Annotated in this window: 10 protein-coding genes; 6 read left to right on the top strand and 4 right to left on the bottom strand. The window is 65.1% G+C overall.

Annotated features, from left to right (window positions below):
• Positions 1–4 precede the first annotated feature (4 nt).
• Positions 5–490, bottom strand: coding sequence for an acetyl-CoA carboxylase biotin carboxyl carrier protein (gene accB / locus J2X53_RS11185; protein WP_349037571.1), 486 nt, complete (start codon positions 488–490; stop codon positions 5–7).
• A gap of 248 nt (positions 491–738) precedes the next feature.
• On the opposite strand from accB, the gene J2X53_RS11180 reads away from it, so the two are divergent.
• Both J2X53_RS11180 and preA read left to right on the top strand, forming a co-directional pair.
• On the top strand, positions 739–2064 hold the full coding sequence (locus tag J2X53_RS11180; protein ID WP_349037570.1) for an NAD(P)-dependent oxidoreductase: 1326 nt from the start codon (positions 739–741) through the stop codon (positions 2062–2064).
• 24 nt (positions 2065–2088) lie between these two features.
• Positions 2089–3387 (top strand): NAD-dependent dihydropyrimidine dehydrogenase subunit PreA, encoded by a 1299-nt coding sequence (preA, locus tag J2X53_RS11175; RefSeq protein WP_349037569.1) that lies wholly within the window; start codon positions 2089–2091, stop codon positions 3385–3387.
• A gap of 32 nt (positions 3388–3419) precedes the next feature.
• Here the strand turns inward: preA and J2X53_RS11170 are convergent, their stop codons facing one another.
• The gene (locus J2X53_RS11170; protein ID WP_349037568.1) at positions 3420–4280 is read right to left on the bottom strand and encodes a LysR family transcriptional regulator; all 861 of its coding nucleotides are present in this window, start codon (positions 4278–4280) and stop codon (positions 3420–3422) included.
• A gap of 162 nt (positions 4281–4442) precedes the next feature.
• Here J2X53_RS11170 and J2X53_RS11165 point away from each other — a divergent pair, with 162 nt between their 5' ends.
• The 4 genes from J2X53_RS11165 (at position 4443) to J2X53_RS11150 (ending at position 11980) form a co-directional block, all read left to right on the top strand.
• On the top strand, positions 4443–6884 hold the full coding sequence (locus J2X53_RS11165) for an FAD-dependent oxidoreductase (protein ID WP_349037567.1): 2442 nt from the start codon (positions 4443–4445) through the stop codon (positions 6882–6884).
• A gap of 58 nt (positions 6885–6942) precedes the next feature.
• Entirely contained in the window at positions 6943–9393 is a 2451-nt protein-coding gene (locus tag J2X53_RS11160; RefSeq protein WP_349037566.1) for an FAD-dependent oxidoreductase, read from the top strand.
• A 108-nt stretch (positions 9394–9501) separates the two neighbouring features.
• A complete protein-coding gene (locus tag J2X53_RS11155; protein ID WP_349037565.1) occupies positions 9502–11055 on the top strand; it encodes a trimethylamine methyltransferase family protein in 1554 nt (517 codons plus the stop codon).
• A gap of 25 nt (positions 11056–11080) precedes the next feature.
• On the top strand, positions 11081–11980 hold the full coding sequence (locus J2X53_RS11150; RefSeq protein ID WP_349037564.1) for an NAD(P)-dependent oxidoreductase: 900 nt from the start codon (positions 11081–11083) through the stop codon (positions 11978–11980).
• Positions 11981–12099: 119 nt separating this feature from the next.
• On the opposite strand, the gene J2X53_RS11145 is transcribed toward J2X53_RS11150, so the two are convergent.
• Both J2X53_RS11145 and tyrS read right to left on the bottom strand, forming a co-directional pair.
• Positions 12100–13023 (bottom strand): CehA/McbA family metallohydrolase, encoded by a 924-nt coding sequence (locus J2X53_RS11145; RefSeq protein WP_349037563.1) that lies wholly within the window; start codon positions 13021–13023, stop codon positions 12100–12102.
• A gap of 124 nt (positions 13024–13147) precedes the next feature.
• Positions 13148–14398, bottom strand: a complete 1251-nt coding sequence (gene tyrS / locus J2X53_RS11140; protein WP_349037562.1) for a tyrosine--tRNA ligase — start codon at positions 14396–14398, stop codon at positions 13148–13150.
• Positions 14399–14442: the final 44 nt, after the last annotated feature.

Genomic DNA, 14442 nt, shown 5'->3' with positions numbered 1-14442 from the left:
GGCGTCACTCGATGATCAACAGCGGCGCGCCGAATTCGACGGCGGTGCCATCCTCGACCAGAATGCGCTTGATGGTGCCGGCGCGCGGGGCGGGGATATGGTTCATGGTTTTCATCGCTTCGATGATCAGAACTGTCTGCCCCTCGGCCACGGTGGCGCCGATGGTGATGAAGGGTGTCGCGCCGGGTTCGGCCGCCAGATAGCAGGTGCCGACCATGGGCGAGGTGACTGCGCCCGGATGCTGGGCCGGGTCATCATTGCCTGCGGCTGCTGCTGGTGCGGAGGCCGGGGCCGGGGCTGCGGCATAGACCGGGGCAGGGGCAGCCATTTGGGTGGTGACGATATTGGCCTGTTTGACCACGCGCACCTCAAGGCTGTCATCCTCGCCATATTCGCGCTTTACGCTCAGCTCGGTCAGTTCGTTCTTGTTCAGCAGTTCTGCAAGGGCCGAGATAAAGGCCACGTCTGCGTCGGGGGAATGTTTGCTCATGCCGTCCTCTATTGGCGTTTATGCCAGTTGGTGACCGTCTTACCATGGCGCAAAGGCCTCGGTCGGGGCTGTCCGCTTATAACCCGCGTTTTCGGGCGAGAAAAGCACCCATTCGGCTGTGCAATTTTTGGGCACTCTGGCAGGTGACTCCCGAAATTTTGTGGCGCAGTAAAATTTACCATTTGATAAAAAAATGGACCTGTGCCAGCGTTTTTTCAAAGATCATATAAACAGGGAGACGACCGCCCATGACCAACAGCCCGCTGACGCCCGGCATTGCCCCCGCGCGCCTGCCAGCCGACAGGATCGCCGGGAACTTTGCCGACCACGAACCCCCGCTGGATCAGCACGAAGCCCGAGTCGCGGCGGATCGCTGCTATTTCTGCCATGATGCGCCTTGCGTCACGGCCTGCCCGACCAGCATCGACATCCCGCTGTTCATCCGCCAGATCGCGACCGGCACGGCAGAGTCTGCGGCGACCACGATCTGGACCCAGAACATTCTGGGCGGCATGTGCGCCCGCGTCTGCCCGACCGAGACGCTGTGTGAAGAGGTCTGCGTGCGCGAAGTGGCCGAGGGCAAGCCGGTGGAGATCGGGCGCTTGCAGCGCTTTGCCACCGATACGGCGATGGCGCGCGGCCTGCATCCGTTTACGCGCGCGGCCCCGACCGGGCGGACGGTGGCGGTGGTCGGGGCAGGGCCTGCGGGGCTTGCCTGCGCGCACCGGCTGGCCATGCATGGGCATGACGTGGTGGTCTATGAGCGCCGGGCCAAGGCCGGGGGGCTGAACGAATACGGCATCGCGAGCTATAAATCGACCGGGGGGTTTGCGCAGAAAGAAGTGGAGTGGCTGCTGCAGATCGGTGGCATCACCGTGCAGACCGGGGTGGAGCTGGGCCGCGATGTGACGCTGGAGGGGCTGCTTGCCATGCATGATGCGGTGTTTCTGGGCATCGGTCTGGGCGGCGTCAATGCGCTGCGCGCGGCGGGCGAGGACAAGGCCGGGGTGGCCAATGCCGTCGATTTCATCGCCGAGCTGCGCCAGACCGATGACCTGACCACGCTGCCGGTGGGCCGCGATGTGGTGGTGATCGGCGGCGGGATGACGGCGGTGGATGCCGCCGTACAGTCAAAGCTGCTGGGGGCGGAAAACGTGACCATCGTCTACCGGCGCGGACAGGACAGGATGAGCGCGTCATGCTACGAGCAGGACCATGCCACCAGCGTCGGCGTGCGGATCATCTGCAACGCGGCCCCGGTGGCGGTGCATGGCAATGGTGCGGTGCGCGAGGTGGAGTTCGGCTATGTGGCCGACACCGCCGACGGTCTGCAGCCGACCGGTGAGACCTTCCGGCTGAAGGCTGATCAGGTGTTCAAGGCCATTGGCCAGACCCTGAGCGGTGTGCCGGCGGGGGCGGCGCTCGATGGCGGCAAGATTGCCGGATTGCCCGTGCGGGTCTGGGCCGGGGGCGATTGCACGGGCGGGGGTGAAGACCTGACCGTGACCGCAGTGGCGCAGGGCCGGGATGCGGCAGAGGCGATTCATTTGTCCCTGATGGGGGTGGCGGGCTGACCCCCGCCCTACGGAGAGATTGACATGGCAAACCTGACAACCGATTTCATCGGCATCAAATCCCCCAACCCGTTCTGGCTGGCCTCGGCCCCGCCCACGGACAAGGAATACAACGTCCGCCGCGCGTTCGAGGCCGGGTGGGGCGGCGTGGTGTGGAAAACCCTCGGCTCCGAAGGGCCGCCGGTGGTCAACGTCAACGGGCCGCGCTATGGCGCGATCTGGGGCGCGGACCGCAGGCTCTTGGGTCTGAACAACATCGAGCTGATCACCGACCGCCCGCTGGAGGTGAACCTGCGCGAGATCAAATCGGTCAAGCGCGACTGGAAGGACCGGGCGCTGATCATTTCGCTGATGGTGCCCTGCGACGAGGAATCGTGGAAAGACATCCTGCACCGGATCGAGGATACCGAAGCTGACGGGGTCGAGCTGAACTTTGGCTGCCCACATGGCATGGCCGAGCGTGGCATGGGCTCTGCCGTGGGGCAGGTGCCGGAATATATCGAGATGGTCACCCGCTGGGTCAAACAGCACTCGCGCATGCCGTGCATCGTCAAGCTGACGCCGAACATCTCTGACATTCGCAAACCTGCCGAAGCCGCGAAACGTGGCGGGGCGGATGCGGTTTCGCTGATCAACACCATCAACTCGATCACCAGCGTTAACCTCGACAGCTTCAGCCCCGAGCCGATGATTGACGGCAAGGGCACCCATGGCGGCTATTGCGGCCCGGCGGTCAAGCCGATCGCGCTGAACATGGTGGCCGAGATTGCGCGCTCGCCCGAGACCTATGGCCTGCCGATTTCCGGCATCGGCGGCGTGACGACATGGCGCGATGCGGCAGAGTTCATGGCGCTTGGCGCGGGCAATGTGCAGGTTTGCACGGCGGCGATGACCTATGGCTTCAAGATCGTGCAGGAGATGATTTCGGGCCTGTCGCAATATCTGGATGACAAGGGCATGACCTCGACTGCCGATCTGGTTGGGCGTGCGGTGCCGAATGTCACCGACTGGCAGTTCCTGAACCTGAACTATGTGACCAAGGCGCAGATTGATCAGGATTTGTGCATCAAATGCGGCCGCTGTTATGCGGCGTGTGAGGATACCAGCCATCAGGCGATTGCGATGCTGCCGGGCCGGGTGTTCGAGGTGAAGGACGACGAATGCGTTGCCTGCAACCTGTGTGTCAACGTCTGCCCGGTGGAGAATTGCATCACCATGACCGAGATGCCCAAAGGCGCGGTGGACCCGCGCACCGGAGATACAGTGGGCGATTACGCCAACTGGACCACGCATCCGAACAACCCGAGCGTGGCAGCCGAGTAGGGCGGGGGTCTCCCCGCCACACCTTTTCAGGATCACCGCGCGCCGGAGCTTTGCAGCCTGCGGCGCGCGGCCTCGGCCATCCGCTTGTGGGTGGTGCCGGTGCGGTTGCGCAGGTGCATCGCGGCATAGACCGGCTGGCGGATCACCGGCGCGTCCGTGACCATCTGAAACCCGCCCGCCGCCACCAGATCGCGGGCGTGGCTTTCCATCACATAGCCCGCCCCGCCGAGATGGGTGAGGAGCAGCGCCACCGCGCTGCTTTGGCCAACCGACAGGGGGGCTGCGGTCAGATGCGGCAAAAGCTGGTGATGCGCCGTCTCGAACGCGGGGGAGAAGTTGGCGCAGACATACCGCTCGGGCGTGATGGCCGAGAGGCTTTCGGTGTCGGTCGAGATCAGCCGGTAAGGAATGTCGGGCAGCGAGTCGAAATAGAGATCGGGCTGGGGTTTGGGCGTGAACAGGATCGCGAAATCCAGGGCACCTGTGACCAGATCAGCGCACATCTGGGTGGAGTAATCGGGTTCGACATAAAGCGCCGCCTGCGGCAGCAAGGCGCGGAAGGCGGCGATCAGCGCGCCCAGATGGGCAGGCACCAGATCGTTCTGGATGCCGATCCGCAGGGAAAGCGCCGCCGTGCCGCTTTGCGCCACCGCCCTGCGCGCCATCATCCATTCCTGCCTGAGCAGACGCGCATGGGGCTCAAACTTCAGCCCCTCGGTGGTGAGCTGCGTGCCCGCGCGCGAGCGGGTGAACAGCCGCGCCCCAAGCGCCTGTTCCAGAGCGACCACCCGGCCGGAGACGGTGGATTGCGTGAGGCCGAGGCGCTCGGCGCTGCGGTGGAAGCTGCGGGTCTCGATCAGGTCGAGGAAGGTGTCGATAAGCTCGATCTGCATGGCGTTGGTCCTGTGGCAAACCCCGGGGCTCTGCCCCGGACCCCGGGATATTTCAGCCAAGATAAAGCTGATCGGGATTTCCGATCAATAGGGGGCATGCGGGTGAATTGAAAGGCTTTGCGCGCAGGCGGATAGTGCGGGCAGAAGCAGCGGAGAGTCAGCATGGCAGGGTTACCGGGCAGCGCGCGGGTGGTGATCATTGGCGGGGGCGCGGTGGGGGCGTCCTGCCTGTATCATCTGGGCCTGGCGGGGTGGCGCGACTGTGTGCTCTTGGAGAAAAACGAGCTGACGGCGGGCAGCACCTGGCATGCGGCGGGCAATGTGCCGACGTTTTCCAGCAGTTGGTCGATCATGAACATGCAGCGCTATTCGGCGGGGCTTTATCGCGGGTTGGGGGACGCGGTCGGCTATCCGATGAACTACAACGTCACCGGCTCGGTCAGGCTGGGGCATTCTGCGGAGCGGTTGCTGGAGTTCCGCCGCGTGGCCGGGATGGGCGCGGCGCAGGGGATGGATCTGGAGGTGCTGGGGCCGGACGAGATTGCGGCGCGTTATCCGTTTGTGCAGACGGCAGGCTTGAGCGGGGCGCTCTATGATCCTTATGACGGCGATATCGACCCGGCGCAGCTGACGCAGGCCCTCGCCAAAGGCGCGCGGGATATGGGCGCGCATGTCGAGCGGTTCTGTCCGGTGACGCAGGCCGCGTGGACCGGGGCCGAATGGGTGCTGACCACGCCGAAGGGGGAAATCCGGGCCGAATATGTGGTGAATGCGGGCGGCTATTACGCGGCCGAGGTCGGGCGGATGTTTGGCCGCCGGGTGCCGATGATGGTGATGAGCCATCAGTATCTGTTGTTCGACACCATCCCCGAGCTGGAGGCCTGGACCAAAGAAGTGGGGCACAAGCTGCCGCTTTTGCGCGATGTCGACAGCTCATATTACCTGCGGCAGGAAAAGATGGGCTTCAACCTTGGCCCTTATGAGAACCCGTGCCGGGCGCATTGGGCGACGCCGGATGACCCGATGCCGGAGGATTTCAGCTTTCAGCTGTTCCCCGACGATCTGGAACGGCTGGAATGGCACATCACCGACGCGATGGCGCGGGTGCCGCTGCTGGCCGAGGCCAATCTGCAAAAGGTGATCAACGGGCCGATCCCCTATACCCCGGATGGTAACCCGCTGATCGGGCCGATGCCGGGGGTGCCCAATGCCTTTGAGGCTTGCGTGTTCACCTTTGGCATCTGTCAGGCTGGGGGCGCGGGCAAGGTGCTGGCCGAATGGGTGACCGAAGGGGCGACCGAATGGGACATGTGGTCTTGCGACCCGCGCCGCTTCACCGGGTTCGAGGATCACGATTATTGCGTGGCCAAGGGGATGGAGGTGTATGGGCACGAATATGCCATGCAGTTCCCGCATCATGTCTGGCCTGCGGGGCGGATGAAGAAGCTGAGCCCGGTGCAGGACCGGGTGGCCGCTTTGGGCGCGCAGTTCGGGCCTTACAATGGCTGGGAGCGTGCGCTTTGGTACGCGGCGGACGGCGATGACACCTCCGAGGCGGCGCAGCAGACATGGGCCCGTGAGGGGCCGTGGTTCCGGGCGGTCAAGGCGGAGTGCGCGGCAGTGCGGGATGCCTGTGGCATCCTCGACCTGCCGGGGTTTTCGCGCTTTGTGATCCGGGGGCCGGGGGTGGCGGCGTGGCTGGCGCAGCAGATCACCGGGCGGGTGCCATCGGTTGGGCGGCTGGGGCTGGCCTATTTCGCCGACGACAAGGGGCGGATCATCACCGAGATGAGTGTCGCGCGGCTGGCCGAAAACGCGGTGCTGCTGATCACCGCCGCCACCGCGCAGGCGCATGACAAGGACTGGCTGCAGCGGCATTTGGGCTCGGGGCTGGTGCTGGAGGATCAGACCGACGCCTGGAGCACGCAGATCGTCACCGGGCCAAAGGCGCGGGACGTGCTGGCGGGGGTGACAGATGCCGATCTGACGCGGCCCTGGCTGACCTGGCAGGAGGCACGGATCGCCGGGGAGGAGGTGCTGCTGATGCGGGTCAGCTTCGCAGGCGAACTCGGCTGGGAGGTTCATTCGCGGGTTGGCGATACGCCCGGCGTCTGGGACGCGGTCTGGCGTGCGGGGCAGGCGCATGGGCTGCGGCCCTTTGGCATGTTTGCGCTGAACAGCTTGCGGATCGAAAAGGGCTACCGGGCGTGGAAGGGCGATCTTTCGACCGACTACACGGTGCTGCAGGGCGGGTTGGAGCGGTTTGTCGACTGGGGCAAGAGCGATTTCCGGGGCCGGGCGGCGCTGATGGCGGAACAGCAGGCCGGGGTGACCAAGCGTTTTGTCACGCTGCGGATTGATGCGGGCGAACTGGACCCGCCTTATATGGCGACGCTCTGGCATCAGGGCGTTGTGGTGGGCGAGGTCACCAGCGCGGGCTGGGGGCATCGGGTGGGGGCATGCCTTGGCCTGGGGATGCTGCGCGCCGATCTGGCGGTGCCGGGGAGGGTGGTGGAGGTGGAGGTGTTCGGGGAACGGGTGCGGGCGGAGGTGTTGCCGGAGGGGCCGGCGTGGGATGCGGCCAACGCGCGGTTGCGCGGCTGAGAGGACAGGACCGGGGGGCTGTCTGCCCCCCGGACCCCCCGAGAGTATTTGAGCCAAGATGAAAGGGCATGACGTGGGTTTGCCGGAACAAGCGCGGGCGGTGATTATTGGGGGCGGCATTTCGGGCTGTTCGGTCGCCTATCATCTGGCGAAGGCTGGGTGGACGGATGTTGTGCTGCTGGAGCGCAAGCGGCTGACCTCGGGGACGACCTGGCATGCGGCGGGGTTGATCGGGCAGTTGCGCGGATCGGCCAACATGACCCGGCTGGCGCGCTATTCGGCGGGGCTTTATGTCGGGCTGGAGGCGGAGACCGGGATTGCCACGGGGATGCGGCAGGTGGGGTCGATTTCGGTCGCGCTGACCGCAGACCGGATGGAGGAGCTGCGCAGGCAGGCGACGCTGGCGCGGATCTTTGATGTCGAGGTGGGGGAGGTTTCTCCGTCTGAAATCAAGGCGATGTATCCGCATCTGAACGTAGGCGATGTGCTGGGCGGGGTGCATCTGCCGCTGGACGGGCAATGTGACCCGGCCAATATCGCCATGGCGCTGGCCAAGGGCGCGCGGATGCGCGGGGCGGTGATTGCCGAGGGCGTGGCGGTGACGCGGGTGACCACGGCGGCGGGCCGGGTGACTGGCGTGGAATACACCGGGCCGGAGGGGCCGGGGCATATCGCTGCCGATGTGGTGATCAATTGCGGCGGCATGTGGGGGCGGGATCTGGCGGCGCAGAATGGCGTGACGGTGCCGCTGCATGCCTGCGAGCATTTCTATCTGGTGACCGAGCCGATTGCCGGTCTGGGCCACTTGCCTGTGCTGCGGGTGCCCGATGAATGCGCCTATTACAAATCCGACGCCGGCAAGATGATGCTGGGGGCGTTCGAGCCAAAGGCCAAGCCCTGGGGCATGGGCGGCATCCGGGCGGATTTCGAATTTGACACGCTGCCCGAGGACTGGGACCATTTTCAGCCGATCCTTGAGGCCGCGATGGAGCGGATGCCGCTGTTCCAGACGGCGGGCATCCACACCTTTTTCAACGGGCCGGAGAGCTTTACCCCCGATGACCGCTATTATCTGGGCGAGGCACCGGAACTGGGCGGATATTGGGTGGCGGCGGGATATAACTCCATCGGCATTGCGTCGAGCGGTGGTGCGGGGATGGCGCTGGCGCATTGGATTACCGAAGGTGAGCCGCCGTTTGATCTGTGGGAGGTGGATATCCGCCGCGCGCAGCCGTTCCAGAAGAACCGCCAGTATCTGCGCGAGCGGGTGAGCGAGACGCTGGGGCTTTTGTACGCCGACCATTACCCCTACCGGCAGATGGCCACCAGCCGGGGGGTGCGGCGCAGCCCGTTGCATGGCGCATTGGCGGCGCGCGGGGCGGTGTTTGGTGAGGTGGCAGGCTGGGAGCGGGCGAACTGGTTTGCCATGGGCGGGCAGGAGCCAGCGTATCGCTATGGCTGGGGCCGGGCGAACTGGTTTGACAACCAGCGCGCCGAGCATAGGGCGGTGCGGACGGGCGTTGGCCTGTTCGACATGACCAGCTTTGGCAAGATCCGGGTCGAGGGGCCGGGTGCCTGCGCGTTTCTCAACCGGGTTTGTGCGGCGCAGGTCGATGTGGCGGTCGGGCGCGTGGTCTATAGCCAGATGCTGAATGCGCGCGGCGGCATCGAAAGCGACCTGACGGTGACGCGGCTGTCGGAAACCGCATTCCTGCTGGTGGTGCCCGGGGCGACCTTGCAGCGCGATCTGGCCTGGCTGCGCCGCCATTTGGGGACGGATTTTGCGGTGATCACCGATGTCACGGCTGGCGATGCGGTGCTGTGCCTGATGGGGCCGCGCGCGCGCGAGGTGCTGGGGCGGGTGTCACCGCAGGACTTCAGCAATGCCGCGCATCCCTTTGGGACTGCGCGGGAAATCGAGATCGGCATGGGGCTCGCGCGGGCGCACCGTGTGTCTTATGTGGGCGAGCTGGGCTGGGAGCTGTATGTGCCGACCGATCAGGCCGCCCACGTGTTCGAGGCGCTGGTGGAGGCGGCGCCCGAGCTGACGTTGTGCGGGCTGCATGCACTGGACTCTTGCCGGATCGAAAAGGCCTATCGCCATTTCGGCCATGACATCACCGATGAGGATCACGTGCTGGAGGCCGGGCTTGGCTTTGCCGTCAGCCGCAAGAAACCCGGCTTCATCGGGCGCGACGCCGTGCTGCGCAAAGAGGACGCAGGGCTGTCGCGGCGGATGGTGCAGTTTCTGGTGCGCGATCCCGAGGCGATGATCTTTCACAACGAGGCGATTGTGCGCGATGGCAAGATCGTCGGGCCGGTGACCAGCGGCAATTACGGCCATGCTTTGGGCGGCGCGGTGGGCTTGGGCTATGTGCCTTGCGCAGGGGAGAGCGAGGCGGATGTGCTGGGATCACGCTATGAGATCGAGATTGCCGGGCGGCGGTTTGGCGCAGAGGTTTCCTTGGTGCCGATGTATGACCCCACTTCTTCGCGGATGCGCCTGTGACCAGCGCCGGGGGGCTGTCAGCCCCCTGCAGCCAGTCGGTTTCTCGAACCGATGGCGAAACCGACTGGCTACCCCGAGGATATTTTCAGATAGAAAATGGGTGACGCGATGAGTGATCTTGGCGAAGTGTGTGAACCATCGCGGGCGCGGCGGTCGGGCGGGCGGGGGGCGCGGGTGGCGTTGCGCTCGGCCCCCTTGTCGGACGCGATGCGGCCCATTCGGCCGGGGATGCCGGGCGGACAATACCGGCCGCTGACCGACGCCGGGATGGCGCGCATCCATCAGGCGGCCTTGCAAGCGCTGGAGGAGATCGGGCTGTCCCAGGCCCCGCCCTCGGGCGTGGCGATCATGACGGCGGCGGGGGCGGTGCAGGGCAACGACGGGCGGCTGCGGTTTCCGCGCGCACTGGTCGAGGATATGCTGGCGGTGGCCGCGCGCGACATCACGCTTCATGCCCGCGACCCGCGCCATGACATGCATCTGACCGGCAGCAATGTGCATTACGGCACCGCCGGGGCGGCGGTGCATATCGTGGACCCGTTTACGCTGGAGTATCGCGACAGCACCGCGCAAGATTTGTATGACGCGGCGCGGCTGGTCGACAATCTGGACAACATCCATTTTTACCAGCGCACCATGGTCTGCCGGGATGTGGTCGACAACCGCGATATGGATCTGAACACTTTGTATGGCTGTCTGGCCGGCACGGTGAAGCATGTCGGCACCTCGTTCAGCGATCCGGCACATGTCGCGGATTGCTTCGACATGCTCTACATGGTGGCGGGCGGTGAGGAGAAATGGCTGGAGCGGCCTTTTGTCAGCAACTCCAACTGCTTCGTCGTGCCGCCGATGAAGTTCGCCGAAGAAAGCTGCATTACGATGGAAGACTGCATCCGGCGCGGGATGCCGATGCTGCTGCTGTCAGCGGGGCAGGCCGGGGCAACGGCACCCGCGCCGATCGCGCTGACCATTGTGCAGGCGGTGGCGGAGTGCCTCGCGGGGGTGGTCTATGCCAATTCCATCAAAAAGGGCGCGCCCTGCATCTTTGGCACCTGGCCTTTCGTCAGCGATCTGCGCACCGGGGCGATGTCGGGTGGCTCTGCCGAGCAGGCGTTGCTGACGGCGGGCTGTGCGCAGATGCACAGGTTCTACGACCTGCCGGGCGGGGCGGCGAGCGGCATTTCGGACAGCAAGTTGCCCGACATGCAGGCCGGATGGGAGCAGGGGATCACCAACACCCTTGCCGGTCTGGCCGGGCTGAACCTGTGTTATGAGGCGGTGGGGATGCATGCCTCCTTGCTGGGGTTTTGTCTGGAATCGCTGGTGCTGGGCGATGACCTGCTGGGGCAGGCGATGCGCTGTGTGCGCGGGATCGACGTGACCGAGGACTCGACCTCCATCGAGGCGATGAAAGAGGTCTGCCTTGGCGGGCCGGGGCATTACCTTGGGTCAGATCAGACCCTGCGGCTGATGCAGACCGAATACACCTATCCGGTGGTGGGCAACCGGATGAGCCCGAAGGAATGGACCGAGGCGGGCAAGCCGCTGCTGCTGGAAAAGGCGCTGGAGCGCAAGAATGCGATTCTGGCAAAGGCAGGCTGCCGGGTGGACCCCGAAATTGACGCCGCGATCCGGGCAAAATACCGGATTCATTTTCAATGAGGCGCGCCATGAGCGGAGATGCAAGATGAAGATCGGCTATATCGGCCTGGGCAATCTGGGCGGGCATCTGGCGGCCAGCCTGATCCGCGCGGGGTTTCAGGTGGTGGTCCATGACCGCGACCCGGCGTTGGCGGAGCGGCATCGCGCGCTGGGGGCAGGGGTGGCCGACAGCCCGGCGGATCTGGCGGCTGAGGTGGACCATGTGTTCACCTGCCTGCCGTCGCCAGCGGTGTCCGAGGCCGTTCTGGCACAGGTGCTGACCACCGCCCGTCCGGGCATGAGCTGGGTGGAAAACTCCACCCTTGGCCGCGAGGATGTGTTGCGACTGGCGGGCCTTGCGCAAGCCACGGGCCTGCGGATGCTGGAGGCGCCGGTGACAGGCGGCGTGCATCTGGCCGCGCGGGGGGAAATCACCGTGCTGGTCGGCGGCGACGCTGACCTTTTGCAGCTGCACCGTGCGGCGCTGATGGCGATCGGCAACCGGCTGTTCCACATGGGGCCGCTGGGGTCGGCGGCGGTGATCAAGGTGATCACCAACATGCTCGCCTTCATCCATCTGGTCGCTGATGGCGAGGCGCTGATGCTGGCCAAACGCGGGGGGCTGGATCTGAAAACCGCGTGGGAGGCGATTGCGGCCTCCTCGGGCAGCAGTTTCGTGCATGAGACCGAAGGCCAGCTGATCCTGAACGGCAGCTATGACATCGCCTTTACCATGGATCTGGCGCTGAAAGACCTTGGCTTTGCCATGGGCTTTGGCCGTGAGTTCGGGGTGCCGCTGGATCTGGCAGGGCAGACGATGCAGACCTTTGTCAGGGGGCGGGCCGCCTATGGCGGGGCGGCGCAATCGACGCAAGTGGTCAAGCTGCTGGAAGATTCGCTTGGCACCGATCTGCGGGCAGAGGGCTTTCCGGCGCGGCTGGAGTGATGGGGGCGCTGCCCCCAAACCCCCGGAGTATTTTCGCCAAGATGAACGCAGTCTTTCCTCCCCCATTCATCTTGGCCCAAATACTCCCGCGCGGAGCGCTCCCGCAGATGCCGCGCGCGCTACCGCCAGATCGGATTGGACCATGCCTTTTTGCCGGCGGCGTCCATCAGGGTAACGCGCAGCCAGGGGCTGGTGCCAAAGCGGGACAGGTCCATCTCGGACGTGGTCATCGAAGACCCATGCACCGCGCGGGCGGCGGTGCCTTGGCCCTGCACGATCATCGCGGCGACGGCGGAGCTGTCGACCTCGATGCGGTCGTCATGGAGGCGGATGTCGCGCAACTCTGGCCCTTGGCTGGAGTAGAACTCTCCGGCTTTCAGCGCGGCAAGCAAAGCCTCGGGCGTGCTCTCTGGCGCTTTGACCATGACCCAGCCGCCGAAATGGTCGGGCTCGTGGAAATGCGCGTCATCGGTGGCGATCATGGTCAAGCGGCGGCCCTCGGTCAGCAACAGGTCGGCGATGGCGGCACCGTCGGGCCGGTCGCAGCCCATGGCGCAGCCGTGGTTGTAGATCTCGACTGCATGGGCGGCAGTGACGGCGCGCGCATCGGCGAGGGTGAGGCCGGACCATTGCGGGTGGGCGATGGCGACAAAAGCCCCGGCGGCGACGGCGCGGGCGGCCAGCTCTTGTGCGGTTTCCTGCCCGGGTTTCGGGTGGAAATCCGGGCTGTCAGACGGCGCAAAGTCGGCAGGCAGGCCGACGGCGAGGATGTGCCACAGCTCGCCATTGGCCATCGCGCCGGAATGCAGCTCGGCCCCCAGAATGGTGGTAAAGCCCTCGGCGCGGAAGGGAAGGGTATCCACGATCGGATAGTCGTAGCAGCCGACGAAATGATCGGTCAGCGCCAGAAAATCATAGCCTTCGGCCCGGTAGCGGCGGCAGACCTCTGCCGGCGGCAGCACGCCATCAGAGCGGGTGGAATGGGTGTGCAGGTTGCCACGCCAGAAGCGGCCAGCGGCGGAAAAAGCGGTGGGGCGGAGCATGCCGGAGCGTCCTTGGCCAAGGGGATGATTGCGACCCTAGCCACCGCACATGACGCTGACAAGACTGCGCCTCCCCTCCCCCTTGTGGGGAGGGGATGGGGGTGGGGGGAGTGCCAGCAGTGGCCTAGCCCAGCGTCACCAGAGCGTGGCGCTTTTTCCCCGCCGTCAGTTTCAAGGGTTCCGCCAGATCGCCCGCGCCAAAGCGGCGGCCGCTGTCGGTCACGATGTCATCGTTCACCCGCGCCCCGCCTTCGGAGATCAGGCGTTTGGCATCCTTGCCACTGGCCGAGAGCCCTGCGCGCACGAACAGTTGCACGATGCCGATGCCGTCCGAGATTTCCTCGGGCGAGAGGCTGACGGTTGGCAGATCGTCGCCGATGCCGCCCATCTCGAACACTTCGCGCGCGGTGGCTTCGGCCGCCTGTGCCGCATCGGCCCCGTGCAGCAGCGTAGTCACCTCATTGGCGAGGATCACCTTGGCCGCGTTGATCTCGGCGCCTTGCAGCGCGCCCAGACGCTCACATTCCTCCAGCGGCAATTCGGTGAACAGCTTGAGGAAGCGGCCCACGTCAGCATCGGTGGAGTTGCGCCAGAACTGCCAGAACTCATAGGGCGAGAGCATCGCGCCGTTCAGCCAGACCGCGCCATTGGCCGATTTGCCCATCTTGCGCCCGTCGGAGGTGGTCAAAAGCGGTGTGGTCAGCCCGTAAACCTCATGATCCACCACCCGGCGGGTCAGATCGACGCCGTTGACGATATTGCCCCACTGGTCCGAGCCGCCCATCTGCAACAGGCAGCCATAGCGGCGGTTGATTTCAAGGAAATCATAGGCTTGCAGGATCATGTAGTTGAATTCGAGGAAGGACAGCGATTGCTCGCGGTCCAGCCGCGATTTCACGCTATCAAACGACAGCATCCGGTTGACGCTGAAATGCCGCCCGATGTCGCGCAGGAATTCCAGGTAGTTCAGATGATCCAGCCATTCGGCATTGTTGAGCATGATGGCATCGGTCGCACCCTCGCCATAGGCAAGGTAGCGGGCAAACACCTGCTGCATGCCGGCGATGTTCTCGTCGATCTTTTCCGGTGTCAGCAACGGCCGTTCCTCGGCGCGGAATGACGGATCGCCCACCTTGGTGGTGCCGCCGCCCATCAGGGTGATCGGCTTGTGACCGCATTTCTGCAACCAGCGCAGCACCATGATGTTGAGCAGGTGCCCGACATGCAAGGACGCCGCCGTGGCATCATAGCCGATATAGGCGGGCACGACCCCGTTCAGAAACGCCTCGTCCAGCGCCTGATAATCCGTGCAATCGGCCAGAAAGCCACGGGTCATCATCACGCGCATGAAGTCTGATTTCGGATGGTAGGTCATAGCGTCCTCGTGTCATACTTCCGGGCGGTATAGCGGTGCGGGGG

The organism is Pseudotabrizicola sp. 4114, assembly GCF_031457365.1.
Classification (GTDB): domain Bacteria; phylum Pseudomonadota; class Alphaproteobacteria; order Rhodobacterales; family Rhodobacteraceae; genus Pseudotabrizicola.
This window is presented reverse-complemented; position numbering and strand designations above follow the sequence as displayed.